The organism is Microbulbifer maximicatervae (SeqCode) (assembly GCF_052467225.1).
The window spans coordinates 4,579,896-4,600,508 of the sequence record NZ_CP174303.1 but is presented as its reverse complement, the minus strand read 5'-3'; the positions used below and the strand labels follow the sequence as shown (position 1 = coordinate 4,600,508).

Below are 20,613 nucleotides of genomic sequence, written 5' to 3'. Positions count from 1 at the left end.
TTGTCTATTTCCTTAAGATGCCGTAGCCGCTACAGAAATGGGCTTCTGTTTAAAGTGCAACCAGCCATAGGCGATCGCCAGCAGAGGGCAGATAATATTGAATAGGGCAAAGGGTAAATACTCCCAGGTAGCAATACCCAGCGTTGCCGCCATAAAGGCACCACAAGTATTCCAGGGAATCAGCACAGAGGTGATGGTGCCGGAATCCTCGAGGGTGCGAGACAAGTTAAGCCCGTGTAGGCCCTTTTCCTTGAAGGCTTCGCGGAACATACGGCCCGGAATAATAATCGCCATGTACTGATCGCCTGCGGCCAGGTTCATTCCAAAGCAGGTGAATACGGTGGCAGTTACCAGGCCGCCCACTGTTTTAACCAGTGACAAAACCCCCTGGACGATGACCTGTAGGAATCCGGCCCGCTCCATAGCGCCGCCGAAGGCCATGGCGGAGGTGATCAGCCATACGGTGTTAAGCATGCTGCTCATACCGCCTTTGGACAGCAATGCAGCCACGTTCTCGTTGGTGGAAGTGGACTTATAGCCATCGAATAGGCTGTACCAGGCGCCCTTCAGGGGGGCGAGTGCACCTTCACCGCCACCGAGGCGACGGGCGGCTTCCGGTTCGAAAATCAGTGCGATGGCACAGCCAACCAGGGAGCCGATGATCAATGTTGGGAAAGCGGGGACTTTGCGCCAAGCCATTGCTAGCAACAAGATCAAAGGCAGCAGGCTAACCAGGGAAATTTTGAACTCACTGCTAAGGGCGGTGAGCAATGATTCGATATCAGTTGCGGAGGCAGAACTGGCTTCAGAGGTAAAACCCAGGAAAGCGAAAACCGCCAGGGCGATCGCGAAGGCCGGGATCGCTGTGGACATCATATGGCGAATATGCTGGAACAGATCATTGGATGTTACCGCTGCGGCCACGTTGGTAGTGTCAGATAGCGGAGACATCTTATCGCCGAAGTAGGCGCCAGAGATTACGGCTCCGGCAGTGACCTCAAGGGATAGACCCAGAGCGCCGGCAATTCCCATCAGTGCCACACCCAAGGTGCCCGCTGTGGTCCAGCTGGAGCCAATACTCAGTCCTACTACGGCACAAATAATACAGCTGGCGGCGTAGAACCACTGTGGCGACAGAATCTGCACGCCGTAATAGATCATTGAAGGCACTGTGCCGGCCAGGATCCAGCTACCGATAAGTGCACCTACAGACAGCAGGATCAGAATAGCGCCAAATACCAGGCCAATGCCATGGAGCATCCCACCTTCCATGTCGTTCCAGCTGTGTCCGTTCTTCATCCCCATCAGGGCCACAACGCAGGCACAGAGCAGTAGCGCTATTTGATTGGGACCGTAGGAGGAGTCTGCACCGTAGAAATATACGGATAGTGACAACAGGGCGACGAGAATCCCGAGAGGGATCAGGGCGTCCGTTAAGCTGGGAGCGCGCGGCTCTGAGCTGGGGTTGGATTGAGACAAGGTGAACTCCTGCTTGACTGCGTGGCTAGCGCCGTATTCGTTATCGTTGTTTTGCCGTCGGCGGCGGTTAATAGCCTTATTCTCATAGCTTGGGGCGGTGAAGTCCACTTTGTATCATCGCACCATCGCTGTATTTTGGCGTTGACTTGGTCGTCGAAACCGGATTTATCACTGGGGTCAACTATCTGGTCGGGTCCAGTGCTGGCAGTTCGTCGACGCTTCCGGTATGTTCTGCGCCCAGTAGTCCCGGCTGATCCAGCCGCAAAATAAATAAGTGCGGGCCGCCTGAGGCAGGCCCGACAGGTAGTATTTCATGAGAGCAAGTGAGTTAGACCCCTCTCAATTCGAGGATATGCGCCCCTATCGCGATGATGAAGTGCGCGAGGTTATCAAAAGGCTAATTGCCGACCCGGAAATGTCCCACGCAGCTGCGCATTTCCTTGTCCCCAAACTGGCTCAGCTGGAGGGCGCCGTCGCCTGGTTGGTACGTCAGTTTCTGCGCTTTGAACTCCGCAATGTTCGCAATGTGCGGGATCTTCAAGAGATTGTCGGCAAATATATGGAGAAGGTGATCAAGCGCACCACCTCCGGCCTGAGCATTTCTGGTCTGGACACCCTGCCCAGGGATCGCGCCTGCCTGTTTGTCAGCAATCACCGCGACATCGCTATGGACCCGGCGCTGATGATTCAGGCGATGTTCCGCGAAGGGCATGAGACCTCCCGCATTGCGATTGGAGACAATCTGCTCAGCAAGCAGTTTGCCAGCGACCTGATGAAGTTGAACAAGTGCTTCACCGTGGTGCGCAGTTCTGGCAGTCGTCGGGAAAAGCTGCAGGCAGCAACCCAGTTGTCCAATTACATCTATCACTCCATCGTCAACGATAACGAGCATGTGTGGATCGCACAGCGTTCCGGGCGCGCCAAAGATGGCCTGGATCGCACCAATCCAGCACTCTGCGCCATGTTCGCCATGACTAAGGACCGGGAAACGCCCTTTGCCGATTTTTGGCGCAAGTTGCACATTGTTCCGGTGTCTATTTCCTACGAATGGGACCCCTGTGATGCACAGAAGGCCAAGGAAATTTACGTTACCGAGCACAAGGACGAGTACAAGAAGGGTAAAAACGAGGACTTGGCCTCGATTGGTAAGGGCATTGTCGGTCACAAAGGCCGTGTACATGCCGCCTTCGGCACGCCGATTGAAGGTGATTTTAACGATGTAAACAGCCTGGCTGAAGAAATAGATCGCCAAGTTATCGGCAACTACACATTGCATCCATCCAATATGATTGCCTACGAGATGGTTTACGGTGAGGTTCCGCAATTACCGGTGGGATATCCGGCTAAAGCCTGGGACCCCGCTGCACATAAAGAAGAGCGGGAGAAGTTTGAAGCGCGCATGGCTCGGGTCGATGAGCGCTGGCGCGACAAGGCTATTCAGGCCTACGCCAATCCCGTGGTATCTCGCCTCGCCTATGAGTAAGGCCCGCTGAGTTCAGAAGCTGGTGGGGAGAGGGCGCTTAGTGGATAATAGCGCCCCCTGCGCCAGCCACTTAGCGAATAGACCTCACCCCCGTGCTCAACGAAAAACACAAAAGCGCCATTCAGGGCGCCTATAGCCAATTCCTGTCCGGTCGAGGGCTGAAAGCCCGCTATGGGCAGAAGCTGATGGTAGCCGCCATTGCCCGCTCACTGGGTTCCATCACCCAGAATGCCAGTGGTGAGCGCGATAGCGACAAGACTGATGGTGAGCATATCTGTGTAGTTGAAGCGGGTACGGGCACCGGTAAAACCGTTGCTTACCTTCTCGCCTCTATTCCCCTGGCCCAAGCCCAGGACAAGACCCTGGTGATATCCACCGCCACGGTGGCCCTGCAGGAACAGATTATCCACAAGGACCTACCAGAAGTTGCTCGTCACAGCGGGCTCAAATTTGAGTTTGCCCTGGCGAAGGGCCGTGGCCGCTATCTCTGCCTATCCAAGTTGGATCAACTCTTGTCCAGCTTTTCTGCCTCCGGCACCGGGCTTTCCCTTGGTCTCTATGAAGATGAGCTCCCGCAGGTGGAAGCGGAGAGTGTCGCTCTCTACCAGAAGATGACGGATAGCCTGACATCGGGTACCTGGGATGGCGATCGGGATAACTGGCCGGATACAATCGAGACGGATGATTGGAGTCGGGTTACCACTGACCATCGCCAGTGCAGTGGCCGCCGCTGCCCCCATGTCACCAATTGCAGCTTCTTCCGAGCGCGGGAGAGCCTGGGCAAGACCCAGGTGATCGTTGCTAACCACGACCTGTTGCTGGCGGACCTGGCCCTGGGTGGTGGCGCGATTCTTCCGCCCCCGGAAGAGACTATCTATGTACTTGATGAAGCCCACCATCTACCGGAAAAGGCTCTCAATCATTTCTCTCACCACAGTCGTGTAGGGGCTTCCACCGGTTGGTTGGATCAAACCAATAAGGCCCTGGGGCAGATGCTGGGTGAGATTGGTGACGGCGCCCAGATCGACCGCTGCGGCGAGCAGCTGCCGGCGGTTCTCACCTCTGCCAAGCAGGGGTTGGAGCAGATGTGGCCGCTGATTGAAGAGCTGTGTGAATTTGAAGATGAGCGGGGCAATACCATCCGCCATCGCTTTGAAGGTGGGGTAATCCCCGATTCCATGTCGCAGCTGGCGGAAAAGCTGCGGGAAGACTTTGATGAGTTGGAAAGCCTGCTCAGCAAGATGTTGCAGACCGCCCAACGCATGATGGAGGACGGCCACTCGCCGGTACCCCTGGCAGATCTGGAGCGCTGGTACCCCCAGTTGGGCAGTTGGCATGGGCGCGCTGAGGCCAATCTTCTGTTGTGGGCGAATTACGCCCGTGCCGATGCTGATGGCGCATTGCCCCAGGCGCGCTGGGTCACCCTGGTGGACTGGGGCGGCTCCACAGATTTTGAGGTTTGCAGCTCACCGATACTCGCAGGCAAAACCCTGGAGTACAGCTTGTGGCGCCGCTGTTACGGCGCGGTACTGACTTCGGCCACACTCACAGCTTTGGGGAAATTTGATCGTTTGCAAATGCGTGCCGGTACTCCAGACAATGCCAGCTATCAGGTGGTGCCGAGTCCTTTCGATTTTTCCCGTGCAACACTGCAAGTGCCCCCGGAAGCTGTGGATGCGGGCAATGCAGAGCAACACACAGACGCCATTATCGATGCGTTGCCAGACCTGTTGAAAGGGGAGGGTGGCGCTCTGGTACTGTTTTCCTCCCGGCGCCAGATGGAGACGGTTTACGAGGCGCTCCCTGGTACCTGGCGCAACCGAATCCTGATGCAGGGGCAGCAATCCCGCCAGCAGTTGCTGGATAGCCACCGTGAGATTATCGATGGCGGCGGCAGCAGTATCCTGTTCGGGCTTGCGAGTTTTGCCGAGGGGTTGGACCTGCCAGGGGATTACTGCCGCCACGTGGTTATTGCGAAACTGCCTTTCGCGGTGCCCGATGACCCGATTGAGGCAGCGCTGGCGGAGTGGATTGAAGCTAAGGGCGGCAATCCATTTATGCAAATCACAGTGCCGGATGCAGCCCTAAAATTGGTGCAGGCCTGCGGGCGCTTACTGCGGGCAGAAGGGGACAGCGGCACAGTCACTTTGCTGGATCGCCGGGTGGTTACCCGTCGCTATGGTCAGGCAATACTCAATTCACTTCCGCCCTTTAATCGAAAAATTTAGAAAATCTTTGGTCGTATTTGCGCTGTTACTCAGATTGGGCAGGTGGCTATTGCGTATTATCACGGCTGTAAATGTGAAGGTTCTATGAGTTATGCAACCTATTTATTCTGAAATCGCTGATCAGCTCCTGTTCCTTGAATCCGAACTGCGCAGCCTACAGGTTTGGCAGGATAATGCGCCACCCGCAGAAGCCCTGGCCAGCACCGAGCCATTTTGTGTGGATACTTTGACCTTGCCCCAGTGGCTTCAATTTATTTTTTTGCCGCGTATGCAGGTCCTGATTGAAGGGGAGATGCCCCTACCGGGCCAGTGTGGTATTGCTCCGGTTGCCGAAGAGTTCTTCAAGGGGCGGGATGATGCTGCGGCACTGCTGGCTATTTTGGAAACTATCGACCAGCGCCTGCAGCAGGGCTAACCAGCTTCTGATTCCCTGAGCCCAGTGCTCTCAATCACTCTGGGCGGCATGTCACATTGTTAGTGTTGAGTCCCGCGACTCGGCGGACATCGCTGTGCAGTGGCCGCGCTCATGAGCTAATATCGACCTTTTGCCTGAGGCGGGGAGCAATTTCTCCGTCAGATAAGCGAACACCGCGCGTTTGTAGCGGTCCGAATGGCATTGCTAATGGGGCTTGAGGTAATTGGTCGGTATGCAGAGATTTTCCCTTCTGTGGTTAATGTTGACGCTTTCGGTGCTCGCCGGTTGTGAGTCACTGATGTATCCGGGGCGGGACAGGGCCGCTCAACCAGCGGAAGTTGCACCACCAGTAGAATCACCAGATTCTGCAATGCAGTGCCCAGAGCCTGCGGAAGTGATTTGTGCGGAACCGGAAGTGAAGGTTGTTGAGCGGGTAATCGAACGAACTGTAGAAAAAGTAGTCGAAGTGCCCGTTGCCAAAGATAAGTTGGTTTTGGGATCGGTAGAAGAAGTGGCCATAGAGCCTCCCGGCCTGATTCTGGAATCCGTTGTCGATACAGGTTCACCAACCTCCACACTGCGGGTCAGGAAGCTGACTCCGTTCGAGCGGGATGGCAGGGACTGGGTCAGGTTCCAGATTGTTCAGTCGAGCAAAATGGACCCGGTCTCAGTAGAGCTGCCGATAAAACGCCATGTCCGAGTGGAGCGCCTGGGTTTCGATAATCAGCGCAGGCCGGTAGTGGAGCTTAACCTGACTGTTGGGCGTATTACCCACCAAGTCGAAGTTAACCTGACCGATGAGGGCGGCTCTGATTTATTGATGCTGCTGGGACGCAACTTCCTCAAAGATGCCGCTGTTGTCGATGTGAGCCGGCGCAATGTCCAGGGCCAACCCCAAATAGACGGGGTTAAATAGGCCAGTTATCCAATTGGGTTCCTAATTGGGACCTCAGAGTTACGGGGAATGGCGAATGTCGCCGCGTGTCCAAGTTTATGTAATTGCGGCGTTACTCGCATTGGTAGGAGCAGGCCTGACCGCCTATAAAAACCTCGAGTTGGGTTTTCCGCTGTTGCCGGGTGAGTACCGCACCGTGTGGACCATCGAAGCAAAAGTGGGCTTCGATGCCGATGGCGGTCCGGTGAAGGCCGCACTGACCCTCCCGCGCGAGCAGCGCAATATGGAAATACTGGGGGAGACCTTCAGCTCCTCCGGTTTTGGTTTCTATATCGCGAGAGAAGATGATGCCTATCGGGCCATTTGGTCTCGCCGGGCCGCAAGAGGCCCCCAATCTCTCTTCTATCAGCTGGATGTCTACCAGCGTCCCGGTGCCGCGCTGGCGCAGCCTCTGGATCTGAGCACTGAGATACAAAAACCCTTCCTGGGGGCCCGTGAGCAAGAAGCGGTGCGCTTGGCGATTTACTCCCTGGTTGAGCAGGCCCGCGAGCGCTCTTCCGATGTGGAATCTCTCACTACCCAGTTACTATTCGAATTGAATGACGATGAAAATCAGGATCGCAACCTGATCTTCCGTCATTACGCTGACCGCTCTTTTGTGGATGTTGCCCTGCTTGTACTGGCGACAGCCGATATCCCCGCCCACCGTATTCGCGGCCTCTACCTGGAGGATGATCGACGTCGACTATCTCCAGAAGATCTGCTTGAGGTCTATGATGGCAAGCGTTGGATCGTGTTTGAACCCAGCAGTGGCCAGCCTGGTGTGCCGGAAAATTTCTTTATTTGGCAGCGCGGCGGCAAGAGTCTTTTAGATCTTGAGGGCGGTCGTAACTCCCAAGTGACTTTCTCTGTGATTGCCAATGATGTCCCCGCTCGCGATGTCTCTATGCGCAGCACCAAGGATGAGAAAGATGCGCTGGTGGATTTCTCGATCTACAGTTTGCCCATTGAGCAGCAGAGTATTTTCAAGCTGATCCTGCTGGTGCCTGTGGGGGCCCTGGTGGTGGTGCTGCTGCGTGTATTTGTGGGCCTGCGCACCTCCGGTACCTTTATGCCGGTACTGCTGGCAATTGCCTTTATCGAAACCCAGCTGATTACCGGTTTAGCGATTTTTACTTTGATCCTGATCCTCGGCCTTTGGGTGAGGTTCTATCTCAGTAGGCTCAATTTGCTATTGGTGTCGAGGATCGCCGCCGTCGTGGTGACGGTGGTGATAATAATGGGGGCAATCAGTGTGGTCAGCTATAAGCTGGGCATTGAGCAGGCTCTCACAGTGACCTTCTTCCCGATGATTATCCTTGCCTGGACTATTGAGCGTATGTCGATTGTGTGGGAGGAGGATGGCCCCTACGAGGTGGTAGTGCAGTCCGGGGGCAGTTTGTTAGTGGCGATACTGGCTTGGTGGGTAATGACCAACCGCTATATTGAGCATTGGACGTTCAACTTCCCCGAGTTACTGTTGGTATTGCTGGCCTTTATTCTGGTGGTGGGCAACTACACCGGATATCGACTCAGTGAGTTGATGCGTTTCCGTCCGCTGGTTCGCTAGGGGGCGTTATGCTGCAGTTTTCAGTTAAGCATATCTTCAATAAAGTTCGCGGCGGAGTGGTATCTCCGCTGACCCTGCGCCGCATGGGGGTGCTAGGGATGAACGCGCGTAATATTGACTATATTGCGCGCTATAACGACCGCAAAAAATATCCCATCGTCGACGACAAGCTAAACACTAAGCGCGCGGCTAAGAAAGCGGGAATTCCTGTGCCCGAGTTGATCGAGGCATTTGAAAGCCCTGCCAGCCGCAAGCGAGTTATGGAGGTGATTGACCCTCTATGGCAGTTTGTAATCAAGCCGGCACGGGGCTCAGGTGGTAAAGGTATTCTCGTTATTGCTGGTCGCAATGGCGACAAATATAAAAAGATATCCGGTGCTGAAATTGATGCGCTGGATATTTTGCGGCACGTGAGCAATATTCACAGCGGCCTATACAGTCTCGGTGGCAAACCTGACAGGGTGATGGTGGAGGCCCTGGTGGACTTTGACCCGGTCTTCGATCGCTACTCTGTTGAGGGTGTGCCTGATGTGCGGGTTATTGTTTTTCGCGGTTATCCGGTGATGGCCATGCTGCGCTGCTCAACCCACGCCTCAGATGGTAAAGCCAATTTGCACCAGGGCGCTGTAGGTGTAGGTATTGACCTGGCCACGGGTAAAAGTTGTCATGCGGTAATGCGCGGGTTGCGAATTGACCAGCACCCGGACACTGAAGTGCCTTTCGATGCATTGCAGGTGCCAGGTTGGTACGAGCTGGTCCGCTTGGCGGCAAGCTGTTACGAAATGACTGGGCTGGGTTATTTAGGCTGTGACATTGTCCTGGATCGTGAACGTGGCCCGCTCTTACTTGAGGCCAATGCGCGCCCGGGATTGGCAATCCAAATTGCCAACGGTGTTGGCTTACGTGAACGTTTGGGCTTTATCGAAAAATTTGATGAAGAAATGTTCAGGAAAAATGTGGATGAACGGGTGGCATTTTCCATGCGCAAATTTGCCAGCGACTAGGAAAGTCCGCTAATAGTTTATCGATTTTATTATCTTGCGAAGCAATACCTATTGTCTGGTTAGGGGGTGGCCGCCCCTTCGTTTGGTCGAATTTTTCCAATTAGAATCTTTAGCCGTTTTCCTTGCATTTTGAGTCCATATTCAAGTTCTTGGATTTTCGTTTGGATCGAAGTGAGTTCCCACTCGCTGGGTGGCTGACCATGTTTTTCTCCATGGCGTAAAAATTGAAGAGATTTCCAGTTCTTCAATAACTTGGCGAATCCGCGAGCCTCACTTTCCAGAATCTCTTGCCAGCTCTCTTTATCTTTAATCTTTTCAATTTTCTCCCTGGCTTGTTTGAAAAGCTGCTCTACCTTTACTTTTTGGACCTGAATAGGTGGGGCAACCCTTAAATTATAGGTGAGCCCAACAAGGCTCAATGATTTGATCAACCACTTGGTAGGGTCATACTGGAACCAGCGAATACCACTTCGATAATCTATCTGAAAGGTGTGGTGATAATTGTGATAACCCTCGCCAAATACAAAGAGGTTGAGGAAAGCATTATCTCTTGCGCTGATTGATCCCTTATAGGGGCGCCGGCCCCATAAATGCCCAAATGAGTTAATCATAAAAGTCGTGTGATGATTAACCACAAGGCGCAATACTCCGGCCAGCAAAACCATACCGAGAACGTCTCCAGTAATGATCCCCAAGATTATGGGTAGGCCAAGGTTCATGGCGATAATGATGGGAACATAGTTATCGTGTTGCCACATTACCAACTGGTCCCTTTGAAGATCCTTAACATTTTTGTAATCGAGATAACTGCTGGGATATTCGTGCATCATCCAGTCGATATGGGAGAACCAGAAGCCGCGCCCTGCTGAATAGGGGTCTCGATTGTTATCGTCGATAAATTGGTGATGGTATCTATGGCTTGCACACCAATTTAAAGTGGTGTTTTGCATGGCTGCTGCACTGAATAAAATAAATAAAAGTCGAATTGACCAGTGGGCTTCGTAGCTTTTGTGTGACCACAGCCTGTGATTTCCTGCTGCTATGGAGAAGCTGCAAAGTGCACCAAAAATGGCAAATGCAAGCCATTGATACCAGTGGTATCCATAGACAAATCCATAAATCGGTACTGCGGTAAGTGCTAACAAACCTGTGCTGGCAAATAAAATTGTGGGAATCCAAAAACGTTTTCGCTGATTGCTGGAACTTAGAGGAGTTGCGTTCATAGCAGGCCCCTTTATTGAGGATTGCCCATGACTATTTTGAGATAGGGGTGGAAGTATTTCCTTTGGCCAAATTTTACTTTTTCTTCGTAGCTTTTCACTTGAGTGCATTGTTTTGGTGCATTTTGGCCATCTGAAGGATCGCATTGGTTCGCTATTCCACAGAAGCGCTGGAGTATGAAAGCTAAGGCCTTAAAAAACGCTGTTTTAAAAGTTGGCATAAGGGTTGCATTGGTAAATGTGCGGGGCAAAGGACCCGCATTTCGGGAGAGTTTCTTAGGGTTATGGCAAACCATTAACACTGGGTGACTTCCCGTTTTCTCTCATCATCGCTGATTACGGCCCCGCATTGCGGGGCCTTTTTTTTGCCCGCACTTTGCGCAAAGCTCATAATGCTTTAGTTTAGGGTCTCCCGAGGCGTTCCCAAATTTCAGGGCCCCGGGGGAGAGGCTCTCTTTTATGGCAAGGATGCATGAGCCAGGTAACTAATGAGCTAATTTCGATAGTCGAGCCCTGTGTGTCAGAGTCACTAACCCCAAATCCGTCCAGCGCAGTGTTCCAGTTGGCAACCAGCGATGAGCTTTCCTCTTTGGATGCATCGCGCCTGCCTCGTCATAACGCCTGTTTGCAAGATTTGTTTTTGGATTCAGATTGTGGATTGTGGGAGTGGCATCCGGATTCCGGTGCCCAGCGTGCTCAGGGTGAAATTTGGCTCCTGTTTGCAGAAACTGCAGAACTTGCTTTGGCTTCCCTGTGGACGGGTGATGAATTGCGTTCGGTTCATTCTGATGAGCGGGATCGAATTATCACTGTGCGACGTCGTCTTACTAACAAAGGTGGACACTTCGATACTACTTTTCGGGCCTACGACAGTCTCGGTCAGTTGCGCTGGTTACGATTGCGGGGACGCGCAATAAACCTTGAGGATGACAGTGGATTTGTTTTGATTGGAAGTTGCGCTGACTTCACTGAAACCTTGGCCCAGCGCTACCTATCCAACCTGCCTGGCGAGCGCCCCTTACAAACACTGTCTGGAGTTGGAGATGGTTTATGGGAGTGGGATCTACGCGCAGATGAAATGGTACTTGATGATGCCTGCTGGGGGATTCTGGGTTACGAAGTGAGCCCGATACGCAGTATCGGTATTTCAGCCGCGGAGCAGTGGAAGGCTCGAATTTTAGCGGAGGACTTCCCTCGGGTTGAGCAGTCCATGCGGGATCATGTGCGCGAGGGGTTACCGCTCGATGTGGAATTTCGCATCTGGCGTTCGGATAGCAGTGTGGTTTGGGTTCGCTGCCGCGGCAAGGCCCAATTAAATAGTCGCGGTCAGCCCGTGCGGGTGTTGGGAGTTTTACAAGACGTCAGCCGCAGCCGGGAAAGATTTTCGCAAATGGAGCGGGAGCTGGAGTTGCAGCGGGAGGAAAATGCGCATCGGGCAGATTTATTATTTAGCCTGAGCCATGAATTACGCACGCCACTTAATGCAATTTTAGGTTACAGCCAAATTGTCGAATTAGATCAGAGTCTCAACGCAGACCAGCGTCAGCGCTTATCAGAAATTCGTCGAGCGGGGCAGCATTTATTGCATTTGGTTGGCGATGTATTGGAGCTGGCCAGAATCGACAGTAGGCGTTTGGGCCCCTCGATGGAATTAATTCGTCCGGCCGATTTGGTTGCAGAATGTAAACGTTTACTTGAGCCCCTGGCTGAAACCCGTCGAGTAAGTTTGATGTTTGAGCCTCTCGGCTGGGAGTCAGCTTATATTTGTGCGGACCCTGTGCGCTATAAGCAAGTTGTATTGAACCTGGCGGGCAACGCGGTGAAATACAATCGTGAAAATGGCCGTGTCATTATTAATTTTACGCCGCAGGCCGATGGCTGGTTGAGACTGAATATTTTGGATACCGGCAAGGGGATTGCAGCAGAGAGACGCAAAGAAGTTTTTGAGCCCTTTAATCGTCTGGGGGAGGAAAAAGGGCATATCGAGGGTACGGGTGTCGGTCTTGCAATTGCCAAGCGTCTGGCGGAGGCGATGGGGGGGCGGATCGATTTTGACAGTCAGGAAGGGCAGGGCTCAGTATTTTGGGTTGAATTCCCAATGGTCGATGCAGCGGAGTCTTTCCTGTCATTTGCAAATTCTGTTGATGCCCCGTCAACATTACCCGACTGTAGATTGCTGCTAGTGGATAACCGTCCTGAAAGTGTGGCTCGGGTGGAAAAACTTTTGCAGGGGGCGCCGCAAGTACAGCTTTCTGTGGCCGCAGATGTTGTTGAGGCCATATTTATGGCGCGTACCCAAGCATCGGATGTAGTGTTGTTTCACAATACCTTACCGGGAATGTCGGTTGGGGATTTGGTAAGTATCCTCAAGCAGGATCAAGTCACTCAAAAAACCTGTTTGGTGGTTATGGGAGGAGAGGCTTCCTCGGGGGTGACAACCGCTTTGCCGGATAACTTTGATCGACCGCAGCTTGCGCGAGTTTTGGTGGAGTGTTTGACGGGGAAGAGGTGAGCTGGGCTCTTGGAATCAGCACCCCGGCATCTTATTTGCCGGAGTGCCGTTCAGGCTTTTAGCGTATGTGCCCCATATGTTTGCCCACGATTTTCACCAGGGGCTTAAATACTTTCGGAGTGGCGCAGACCAGGTGGCCGGAGTCCAGGTAATCTTCACCACCGCGGAAATCGCTGATCAGGCCGCCGGCTTCTTTGACCAACAGGGAGCCCGCTGCGATATCCCAGGTGTTCAGGTACATTTCCCAGAAGCCGTCGAATCGCCCGGCAGCAACATAGGCAAGATCCAGCGCTGCGGCGCCAGGGCGGCGGATTCCCGCAGTTTGCCCAGCGATATCTTTTAGGGCGGCCAGGTAGGCGTCGATGTTATCCAGCGGCAGGCCGTTGAAGGGAATGCCGGTGCCAATCAGAGAGCCGCGCATGCCCTGGCGTGAAGAGACGCGGATACGGCGGCCATTCAAGGCAGCGCCGCGACCGCGACTTGCGGTAAATTCTTCGCGTTTGATGGGGTCCAGTACGACTGCGTGCTCAATGCGGCCGCGATAGCGACAGGCGATAGAAACAGCGAACTGTGGGACTCCGTGGATAAAATTGGTGGTGCCATCGAGAGGGTCGATAATCCACTCGTAATCGGGCTCAGCGCCCTCTTGCAGGCCGCTTTCTTCAGCGCGGATGCTGTGCTTGGGGTAGGCCTTGCGCAGGTGATAGATAATCTCCTGTTCGCTGGCCTTATCCACTTCAGTAACGAAATCGTTGCGCGTCTTTTCTTCGAATTTCATCAGGTCGCCGCGCTCCCAGGCCCGTTCGATCAGTTCTCCTGCCTTACGCGCCGCGCGCAGGGCAATATTTAGCATGGGTTCCATAACTATTCCGCACAAAGTGGTTAAAGGGGTTAAAAAGCAGGCCGCAGGTTAACTGCGACGGACGCGATTGTAGGGATTCCGATTGGTTTTTGCTACACTCGCGCGCCCCCATGACACCGATTTATTACTTTCAGTATGGCCAAGTCACCTTTAGACACGACTCCACTTGCCGCGCTCGACAATGTGCGCGTGGTTCTGGTTAACAGCGCACACCCCGGAAATATTGGTGGTGCGGCGCGCGCGCTCAAGAATATGGGCCTGAGTCAGCTGTACTTGGTAGCGCCTCGGGAATTTCCTGCAGCCAATGCTGTTTGGCGTGCAGCCGGGGCAGCTGAGTTGCTCGATAGCGCAGTTGTGGTGGATACCCTGGAAGAAGCCGTGGCTGATTGTGGTCTTGTTGTGGCCACCAGCGCTCGCGAGCGCCGAATCCCTTGGCCCCTGCTGACCCCGCGCCAGTGTGGAGAGCGTACCGTCGCCGAGGCCGCGTCTCATCCGGTTGCTTTGGTGTTTGGCCGCGAGGATCGAGGGCTTACCAACGAAGAGTTACAGGCCTGTAACTACCATGTGCATATTCCTGCCAACCCGGAATACAGCTCCCTGAACCTGGCGACTGCTGTTCAGGTACTTGCCTACGAAGTGCGTATGGCGGCCCTGGAAGCTGAAAAAGGTGAGCCCGTGAATTACACCGATTGGGATCGTCCACCGGCCAAGGCCAGCGATATGGAGCTGTACTTCGATCACCTGCAGCAGGCGCTGGGCGAGCTGGGCTTTATTGACCCGGATAACCCCCGTCAGACAATGACCCGCCTGCGCCGACTGTATAGTCGGGTGCGCCCCGATGATATGGAGCTGGGTATCCTGCGCGGTATGTTGACCTCAATCCAGAATTACATTCATCGCTCTGGTGGTAAGGGGCGACCCGACTAGTTGAGTACCCGAGTGTCCCGCTGGGTTATATACTTGACTACAGTAGTGGGTTATTCCATACTCGCGCCCCGATCGGAAAAGGGCTGTACATCAGTTGGGAGCTGATATGCGTTTGACAACCAAAGGCCGCTACGCGGTGACTGCCATGCTGGACCTGGCGTTGCACGCTGATCGCGGACCGATCAGTCTGGCAGACATATCCAAGCGCCAGGGTATATCGCTGTCCTACCTGGAGCAGCTGTTCTCCCGGTTGCGGCATTCTGGGCTGGTGTCCAGTGTGCGCGGGCCCGGCGGTGGCTATCGCCTGGCGCGGGATGGTGAAGAGATTTTTGTGGCGCAGATCATTGATGCGGTCAATGAGTCTGTAGATGCCACCAGCTGCGGCGGCAATGCGGATTGCGCCAATGGCGAACAGTGCCTGACCCACTACCTCTGGTCAGACTTGAGTGATCAGATTCATAGCTTCCTCAGCAGTATCAGCTTGGCCAACCTGGTTTCCCGAGCTGAGGTGCAGGAAGTTGCGCGTCGGCAAGATATGCGCGAGGCGCCGGAAGAGAGGGTCGCTGTACTCGGCGGCCTGTGATTGGGGCCCAAACGGGCCAGCAGACAGATATTAGAGATTTACTAAGCGGAAACGGTATGACTATGAAGCTTCCCATCTATCTGGACTATTCGGCTACCTGTCCGGTTGACCCACGCGTCGCCAAGAAAATGGCAGAGCAGCTGACGATGGAAGGCAATTTCGGCAATCCGGCCTCCCGCTCCCACCTGTTTGGTTGGAAAGCGGAAGAAGCAGTGGAGAATGCCCGACGCCAAGTGGCGGAGCTGATCAACGCCGATCCGCGCGAAATTGTCTGGACCAGCGGTGCCACCGAGTCCGACAACCTGGGTATCAAGGGTGCGGCCCACTTTTACCAGAGTCGCGGCAAGCACATCATTACCTCCAAAATTGAGCACAAAGCGGTTTTGGATACCTGCCGCCAGCTGGAGCGGGAAGGTTTTGAAGTGACCTACCTGAATCCCCGCGAAGACGGCATCGTCTATCCGGAGCAGGTTGAGGAAGCCATGCGCGAGGACACCACTGTGGTGAGCCTGATGCACGTCAACAACGAGATCGGGGTGATCAACGATATCGCTGCAATCGGTGAACTGTGTCGTTCGCGCAAAGTTATTTTCCATGTGGACGCGGCCCAGAGCGCCGGCAAGTTGCCGATCGACCTTCAGGAAATGAAGGTTGACCTGATGTCCTTCTCCGGCCACAAAATTTACGGCCCCAAAGGTATCGGTGCCCTTTACGTACGCCGCAAGCCCCGCGTCCGTCTGGAAGCCCAGATGCACGGTGGCGGCCACGAGCGCGGTATGCGCTCCGGTACCCTGCCGACTCACCAGATTGTCGGTATGGGCGAAGCCTTTGGTATTGCCAAAGAAGAAATGGCTCAGGAAGCCGAGCGTCTGCGCTCTCTGCGCGACCGTTTCTGGGATCAGATCAAAGATATGGAAGAGGTCCATATCAATGGTTCCGCCGAGCAGCGAATTCCGGGCAACCTGAACGTGAGCTTTGCATTTGTAGAAGGTGAGAGCCTGATCATGTCGCTGCGCGACCTGGCGATTTCCTCCGGTTCCGCCTGTACCTCTGCGAGCCTGGAGCCCAGCTACGTACTGCGAGCCCTGGGTGTTAACGACGAACTGGCGCACAGCTCACTGCGTTTCAGCTTTGGTCGTTTTACCAGCGAGAGTGATGTCGACACCGCTGCCGCAGAAGTGCGCAAGGCAGTGGAGAAACTACGTGAATTGTCACCGCTTTGGGATATGTACAAAGACGGCGTAGACCTGAACAAGATTGAATGGGCCGCTCACTAAGCGCGCGCAAGAGTTAGGAGAAAAGTCATGGCCTATAGCGATAAAGTAATTGACCACTACGAGCACCCCCGCAATGTTGGACGTATGGACGACAAGGCGGACAATGTAGGCACCGGTATGGTGGGCGCGCCCGCCTGTGGTGACGTGATGCGCCTACAGATTCAGGTAAGCGACGAGGGCGTTATCGAAGACGCCAAGTTTAAGACCTACGGCTGTGGTTCCGCCATTGCCTCCAGCTCCCTCCTGACCGAGTGGGTGAAAGGCAAGACGATCGACGAAGCGGAGCAGATCAAGAACACTGCCATTGCAGAGGAGCTGGCGCTGCCGCCGGTAAAAATCCACTGCTCGGTTCTCGCTGAAGATGCGATCAAGGCTGCGGTTCGCGATATCCGTGAAAAGCGCGGTGAGTCTGATGACGCTGTAGAAGCCAAGGAATCTGCGGCGGGTTAACTTTTCGTCCAAATGTAGCGTCTAAACATAGCGAAGGTGTTGTTTTGGCTATTAGTATGACCGAGGCCGCTGAGGCCCACATTCAAAGTCAATTGGCCAAGCGAGGCAAGGGAATCGGCATTCGTGTCGGTGTCAAAACGGCCGGCTGTTCCGGTCTCGCCTATGTGCTGGAATTTGTCGATTCGTTCGAAGCCGAAGATACGGTATTTGAGCAAAACGGCGTCAAGTTGGTGGTGGACCCCAAGAGTCTGGTTTACCTCGACGGCACCCAGCTGGATTTCGTCAAGGAAGGCCTGAATGAAGGCTTCACCTTCTCGAATCCCAATGTAAAAAATGAGTGTGGCTGCGGCGAGAGTTTCCACGTCTGATTCGCTCTCGCCCCACAAGGCCGGGTGCGCTGCGCATACCGGCCTTTTTATTGGCTCCTCGGACAGTTGGGGGCCGTGCAGCAGTAAGCGGCAACTTCAGCCGCGTCCCAGGCTGTGCCCCAGTAGGTATATTCAGATGGCAACCAACCTGAACCATTTCGAAGTTTTTGGTCTGCAACCCGCGTTCGCGGTCGATCGCAGTGCCCTGGCGACCCGCTACCGGGAATTACAGCGGGAATTCCACCCGGACAAATACGCTTCCCATTCTGAGGGCGAACAATTGTTGGCCATCAAAATGGCGGCTCAGATCAATGAGGCGCACACCGTTTTGCGCGACCCGGTACAGCGCGCCGCCTACCTACTCAAGTTGGCCGGGGTAGATGTGCCACCTGAGCAGACCACCAAAGATACTGAATTTCTGATGCAGCAGATGATGTTGCGCGAGCGCCTGGAAGAAGTGCGCGAGCAGCCCGATCCTGCAGCTGCGCTGGATGAGCTCAATGCTGAGGCGCGTGGGCTGATCTCCAATGAGGAACAGCGCTTTGCCGAAACTTATGACGGGGGCGATCTGGGGGCAGCAGAGGACTCGCTGCGCAAGCTTCAGTTCCTGGCCAAGCTTGAGAAACAAATTGACGAGCTGGAAGAAGACCTTTTCAACGACTAGTTGCGAGAGCACTGACTGAGAGGGCCAGACGGTACCGCGCCCCGCTTAAAGAAGAGATAACTAATGGCATTACTGCAGATTTCTGAACCGGGCCAGAGCCCAGCTCCCCACCAGCGCAAGCACGCAGTGGGTATCGATTTGGGGACCACTAACTCACTGGTAGCGACCGTGCGCAGTGGATCGGCAGAGGCCATTGCCGATGAGCAGGGCGAAGTGATCCTGCCATCAGCGGTGCACTACGGAGCCGAGGCGATTACCGTGGGTGCTGAAGCCCGCGCGTGCGCTGCAGAAGATCCCTACAACACTATGATTTCTATCAAGCGCCTGATGGGGCGGGGTGTTGCGGATATCAAAAGTTTCGGTGAGCAGTTGCCCTATCGCCTGGCTGAGAGCAGTGGCGGTATGCCTTCGATTGAAACTGCAGCCGGACCGGTAAACCCGGTGCAGGTATCGGCAGAAATCCTGAAAAAACTGGCCGCGCGCGGCCGCGAAGCGCTCTATGGCAAAGCGGGCGGTGAGCTGGATGGTGCGGTGATCACCGTGCCGGCCTACTTCGATGATGCCCAGCGCCAAGCGACCAAAGACGCCGCCCAGCTGGCGGGCCTGAAAGTCCTGCGCCTGCTCAACGAGCCCACAGCAGCGGCTGTTGCCTACGGCCTGGATAAAGGCGAAGAGGGTGTGATCGCGGTCTATGACCTCGGTGGCGGCACCTTCGATATCTCTATTCTGCGCCTGTCCCGGGGTGTGTTTGAAGTCATGTCTACCGGCGGCGATACAGCCCTTGGTGGCGACGATTTCGATCGCACTATCGCTTCCTGGATTGCCGAGCAAGTGGGATTGGGTACCGATCTCGACGCCGCGACCCAGCGAGTCCTGTTAGACAGCGCCTGTGCTGCGAAAGAATCCCTGTCCAGTGCCGAGCAGGTGGAAGTGCAATACGGTGATTGGTCCGGTGTGCTCGACCGCGACACCATGGCTTCACTGCTGGACCCCCTGATCGACAAAACCCTACGCGCCTGTAAGCGCGCCCTGCGCGATGCCGGTATCGGTGCCGATGAGGTGCAGGAAGTAGTTTTGGTGGGTGGCTCCACCCGTACTCTGCGCGTGCGCGAGCGGGTTGAGGGTTATTTTGGCCGTCCCCCCCATGCGGAAATTGACCCCGACCAAGTAGTAGCAATCGGCGCCGCGATTCAGGCTGATGTACTGGTGGGCAATAAGTCCAGCGAAGAACTGCTGCTGTTGGATGTTATTCCCCTTTCCCTCGGGATTGAAACCATGGGCGGCCTCGCGGAAAAACTGATTGATCGCAACACGACCATCCCCGTCTCCAAAGCCCAGGAGTTCACCACTTTTAAAGATGGTCAGACTGCCATGGCGATCCATGTCGTGCAGGGCGAGCGGGAGCTGGTGAGTGACTGCCGCTCACTGGCGCGCTTTGAATTGCGCGGCATACCGCCGATGGTGGCCGGTGCCGCCCATATCCGTGTGACTTTCCAGGTGGATGCTGACGGTCTTTTATCAGTGACAGCCATGGAAAAAAGCAGTGGTGTCAGTGCCGATATTACGGTTAAACCGTCTTATGGGCTGGAGGACAAGGATATTGCGCGAATGCTGCAGGAATCCTACACCCACGCGGCTGAGGATATCGCCCTGCGTGCGCTGCGCGAGGCCCAGGTGGAAGCGGAGAGAACCCTGGAAAGCATGTTGGTGGCCCTGCGTGAGAACGGTGCCCAGCTGCTGGACGAAGGTGAGTTAAACGAGCTTGAGCACGCGATGGAAGCTCTGCGCCTGGCCCATAACGGCGGCGACGCAGAGGAAATTCGTCGACGTATCGAAGCCTTGAATAAGCTGTCTGAGCCTTTTGCTGCCAAGCGTATGGATGCCTCCATTAAGCGGGCTATGCAGGGCCACAGCTTGGATGAATTTGATAAATAACCATGATCAGGCGCAGACTCTGCGCTGCCGGCGGCCGGGGAGTCGTTACTTTCTCCCCGTCGGATTGAGACCACAGAGGTTCAGTACCCCATGCCGAAGATAGTATTTTTACCCCATCCGGAAATGTGCCCCGAGGGCAAAGTGGTGGAAGCGGAGAGCGGTGTCAGCGTGATCGACGCGGCCCTGGCCAACGATATTGAAATTGAGCACGCTTGTGAAAAAGCCTGTGCTTGTACCACCTGTCACGTCATTGTGCGCGAGGGCTTCGATTCTCTTGAAGAGCCGGACGAGCTTGAAGAGGACCTGCTGGATAAAGCCTGGGGCCTGGAGCCGGAGTCTCGCCTGTCCTGTCAGGCGATTGTGGAGGATGAAGACCTGGTGGTCGAGATCCCCAAGTACACCATCAACCAGGTGTCGGAAAAGCACTGACCTGCACGCAGAGGAAGCCGAATCATGAAGTGGACTGATATTCACGATATTGCCATAGAGTTGAGCGAAGCTCACGAGGATGTGGACCCTCTGACGGTCAACTTTGTCGACCTGCGCAACTGGGTGATGGCGCTGCCCGGATTTGATGATGATCCCGATCGCTGCGGAGAGAAAATCCTCGAGGCGATCCAGGCTGCCTGGATCGAAGAGCAGGAGTAACCGGCCTTCGGGGCAGTATTGGCAAGAGAGTACAAAAGTCGATCAATACCCCGT

The 20,613-nt window shown here is 54.7% G+C and carries 19 protein-coding genes; 16 read left to right on the top strand and 3 right to left on the bottom strand.

What is annotated here, in order from left to right:
- Positions 1-12: 12 nt before the first annotated feature.
- On the bottom strand, positions 13-1,479 hold the full coding sequence (gene nhaC, locus ACJJIZ_RS19890; RefSeq protein WP_413665846.1) for a Na+/H+ antiporter NhaC: 1,467 nt from the start codon (positions 1,477-1,479) through the stop codon (positions 13-15).
- Positions 1,480-1,792: 313 nt separating this feature from the next.
- Here nhaC and ACJJIZ_RS19885 point away from each other — a divergent pair, with 313 nt between their 5' ends.
- The 6 genes from ACJJIZ_RS19885 to ACJJIZ_RS19860 all read left to right on the top strand — a co-directional run bounded on the left by ACJJIZ_RS19885 (position 1,793) and on the right by ACJJIZ_RS19860 (position 9,113).
- A complete protein-coding gene (locus ACJJIZ_RS19885; RefSeq protein WP_413664551.1) occupies positions 1,793-2,962 on the top strand; it encodes a 1-acyl-sn-glycerol-3-phosphate acyltransferase in 1,170 nt (389 codons plus the stop codon).
- 92 nt (positions 2,963-3,054) lie between these two features.
- Positions 3,055-5,190 (top strand): ATP-dependent DNA helicase DinG, encoded by a 2,136-nt coding sequence (dinG, locus tag ACJJIZ_RS19880; RefSeq protein WP_282934089.1) that lies wholly within the window; start codon positions 3,055-3,057, stop codon positions 5,188-5,190.
- A gap of 91 nt (positions 5,191-5,281) precedes the next feature.
- Positions 5,282-5,605, top strand: coding sequence for a YqcC family protein (locus ACJJIZ_RS19875; RefSeq protein WP_282934088.1), 324 nt, complete (start codon positions 5,282-5,284; stop codon positions 5,603-5,605).
- Positions 5,606-5,837: 232 nt separating this feature from the next.
- Positions 5,838-6,521: an ATP-dependent zinc protease family protein gene (locus ACJJIZ_RS19870; protein ID WP_282934087.1), complete on the top strand. Its 684-nt coding sequence runs from the start codon at positions 5,838-5,840 to the stop codon at positions 6,519-6,521.
- Positions 6,522-6,576: 55 nt separating this feature from the next.
- Positions 6,577-8,109, top strand: coding sequence for an inactive transglutaminase family protein (locus ACJJIZ_RS19865; RefSeq protein ID WP_108731979.1), 1,533 nt, complete (start codon positions 6,577-6,579; stop codon positions 8,107-8,109).
- Between the two features lie 8 nt (positions 8,110-8,117).
- Positions 8,118-9,113 (top strand): alpha-L-glutamate ligase-like protein, encoded by a 996-nt coding sequence (locus ACJJIZ_RS19860; protein WP_444892899.1) that lies wholly within the window; start codon positions 8,118-8,120, stop codon positions 9,111-9,113.
- Positions 9,114-9,172: 59 nt separating this feature from the next.
- On the opposite strand, the gene ACJJIZ_RS19855 is transcribed toward ACJJIZ_RS19860, so the two are convergent.
- Positions 9,173-10,336: an acyl-CoA desaturase gene (locus ACJJIZ_RS19855; protein ID WP_444914581.1), complete on the bottom strand. Its 1,164-nt coding sequence runs from the start codon at positions 10,334-10,336 to the stop codon at positions 9,173-9,175.
- Between the two features lie 469 nt (positions 10,337-10,805).
- Here ACJJIZ_RS19855 and ACJJIZ_RS19850 point away from each other — a divergent pair, with 469 nt between their 5' ends.
- On the top strand, positions 10,806-12,845 hold the full coding sequence (locus ACJJIZ_RS19850; protein WP_444914580.1) for an ATP-binding protein: 2,040 nt from the start codon (positions 10,806-10,808) through the stop codon (positions 12,843-12,845).
- Positions 12,846-12,903: 58 nt separating this feature from the next.
- Here the strand turns inward: ACJJIZ_RS19850 and ACJJIZ_RS19845 are convergent, their stop codons facing one another.
- Positions 12,904-13,707, bottom strand: coding sequence for an inositol monophosphatase family protein (locus tag ACJJIZ_RS19845; protein WP_282934081.1), 804 nt, complete (start codon positions 13,705-13,707; stop codon positions 12,904-12,906).
- A 135-nt stretch (positions 13,708-13,842) separates the two neighbouring features.
- On the opposite strand from ACJJIZ_RS19845, the gene trmJ reads away from it, so the two are divergent.
- The 9 genes from trmJ to iscX all read left to right on the top strand — a co-directional run bounded on the left by trmJ (position 13,843) and on the right by iscX (position 20,559).
- Positions 13,843-14,634: a tRNA (cytosine(32)/uridine(32)-2'-O)-methyltransferase TrmJ gene (gene trmJ, locus ACJJIZ_RS19840; protein ID WP_108731983.1), complete on the top strand. Its 792-nt coding sequence runs from the start codon at positions 13,843-13,845 to the stop codon at positions 14,632-14,634.
- Between the two features lie 106 nt (positions 14,635-14,740).
- Positions 14,741-15,217, top strand: coding sequence for a Fe-S cluster assembly transcriptional regulator IscR (gene iscR / locus ACJJIZ_RS19835; RefSeq protein WP_282934079.1), 477 nt, complete (start codon positions 14,741-14,743; stop codon positions 15,215-15,217).
- A 62-nt stretch (positions 15,218-15,279) separates the two neighbouring features.
- Positions 15,280-16,494: an IscS subfamily cysteine desulfurase gene (locus tag ACJJIZ_RS19830; protein WP_444908430.1), complete on the top strand. Its 1,215-nt coding sequence runs from the start codon at positions 15,280-15,282 to the stop codon at positions 16,492-16,494.
- Between the two features lie 27 nt (positions 16,495-16,521).
- Positions 16,522-16,944, top strand: a complete 423-nt coding sequence (iscU, locus tag ACJJIZ_RS19825) for a Fe-S cluster assembly scaffold IscU (protein ID WP_108731985.1) — start codon at positions 16,522-16,524, stop codon at positions 16,942-16,944.
- A gap of 56 nt (positions 16,945-17,000) precedes the next feature.
- On the top strand, positions 17,001-17,312 hold the full coding sequence (gene iscA, locus ACJJIZ_RS19820) for an iron-sulfur cluster assembly protein IscA (protein ID WP_444895049.1): 312 nt from the start codon (positions 17,001-17,003) through the stop codon (positions 17,310-17,312).
- 136 nt (positions 17,313-17,448) lie between these two features.
- Positions 17,449-17,976, top strand: coding sequence for a co-chaperone HscB (hscB, locus tag ACJJIZ_RS19815; protein WP_444914579.1), 528 nt, complete (start codon positions 17,449-17,451; stop codon positions 17,974-17,976).
- Between the two features lie 63 nt (positions 17,977-18,039).
- Positions 18,040-19,911 (top strand): Fe-S protein assembly chaperone HscA, encoded by a 1,872-nt coding sequence (gene hscA, locus ACJJIZ_RS19810; protein ID WP_444914578.1) that lies wholly within the window; start codon positions 18,040-18,042, stop codon positions 19,909-19,911.
- 90 nt (positions 19,912-20,001) lie between these two features.
- On the top strand, positions 20,002-20,340 hold the full coding sequence (gene fdx / locus ACJJIZ_RS19805) for an ISC system 2Fe-2S type ferredoxin (protein ID WP_108731989.1): 339 nt from the start codon (positions 20,002-20,004) through the stop codon (positions 20,338-20,340).
- A gap of 24 nt (positions 20,341-20,364) precedes the next feature.
- A complete protein-coding gene (gene iscX, locus ACJJIZ_RS19800; protein WP_282934076.1) occupies positions 20,365-20,559 on the top strand; it encodes a Fe-S cluster assembly protein IscX in 195 nt (64 codons plus the stop codon).
- The last annotated feature ends 54 nt before the right edge of the window (positions 20,560-20,613 follow it).

Bases quoted from the DNA above. Each gene is read 5' to 3' on its own strand.
- ACJJIZ_RS19885 (WP_413664551.1), top strand. From the start codon at position 1,793: ATGAGAGCAAGTGAGTTAGACCCCTCTCAATTCGAGGATATGCGCCCC.
- ACJJIZ_RS19875 (WP_282934088.1), top strand. From the start codon at position 5,282: ATGCAACCTATTTATTCTGAAATCGCTGATCAGCTCCTGTTCCTTGAA.
- ACJJIZ_RS19870 (WP_282934087.1), top strand. From the start codon at position 5,838: ATGCAGAGATTTTCCCTTCTGTGGTTAATGTTGACGCTTTCGGTGCTC.
- ACJJIZ_RS19865 (WP_108731979.1), top strand. From the start codon at position 6,577: ATGTCGCCGCGTGTCCAAGTTTATGTAATTGCGGCGTTACTCGCATTG.
- ACJJIZ_RS19860 (WP_444892899.1), top strand. From the start codon at position 8,118: ATGCTGCAGTTTTCAGTTAAGCATATCTTCAATAAAGTTCGCGGCGGA.
- ACJJIZ_RS19855 (WP_444914581.1), bottom strand. From the start codon at position 10,336: ATGAACGCAACTCCTCTAAGTTCCAGCAATCAGCGAAAACGTTTTTGG.
- ACJJIZ_RS19850 (WP_444914580.1), top strand. From the start codon at position 10,806: ATGAGCCAGGTAACTAATGAGCTAATTTCGATAGTCGAGCCCTGTGTG.
- ACJJIZ_RS19845 (WP_282934081.1), bottom strand. From the start codon at position 13,707: ATGGAACCCATGCTAAATATTGCCCTGCGCGCGGCGCGTAAGGCAGGA.
- trmJ (WP_108731983.1), top strand. From the start codon at position 13,843: ATGGCCAAGTCACCTTTAGACACGACTCCACTTGCCGCGCTCGACAAT.
- iscR (WP_282934079.1), top strand. From the start codon at position 14,741: ATGCGTTTGACAACCAAAGGCCGCTACGCGGTGACTGCCATGCTGGAC.
- ACJJIZ_RS19830 (WP_444908430.1), top strand. From the start codon at position 15,280: ATGAAGCTTCCCATCTATCTGGACTATTCGGCTACCTGTCCGGTTGAC.
- iscU (WP_108731985.1), top strand. From the start codon at position 16,522: ATGGCCTATAGCGATAAAGTAATTGACCACTACGAGCACCCCCGCAAT.
- iscA (WP_444895049.1), top strand. From the start codon at position 17,001: ATGACCGAGGCCGCTGAGGCCCACATTCAAAGTCAATTGGCCAAGCGA.
- hscB (WP_444914579.1), top strand. From the start codon at position 17,449: ATGGCAACCAACCTGAACCATTTCGAAGTTTTTGGTCTGCAACCCGCG.
- hscA (WP_444914578.1), top strand. From the start codon at position 18,040: ATGGCATTACTGCAGATTTCTGAACCGGGCCAGAGCCCAGCTCCCCAC.
- fdx (WP_108731989.1), top strand. From the start codon at position 20,002: ATGCCGAAGATAGTATTTTTACCCCATCCGGAAATGTGCCCCGAGGGC.
- iscX (WP_282934076.1), top strand. From the start codon at position 20,365: ATGAAGTGGACTGATATTCACGATATTGCCATAGAGTTGAGCGAAGCT.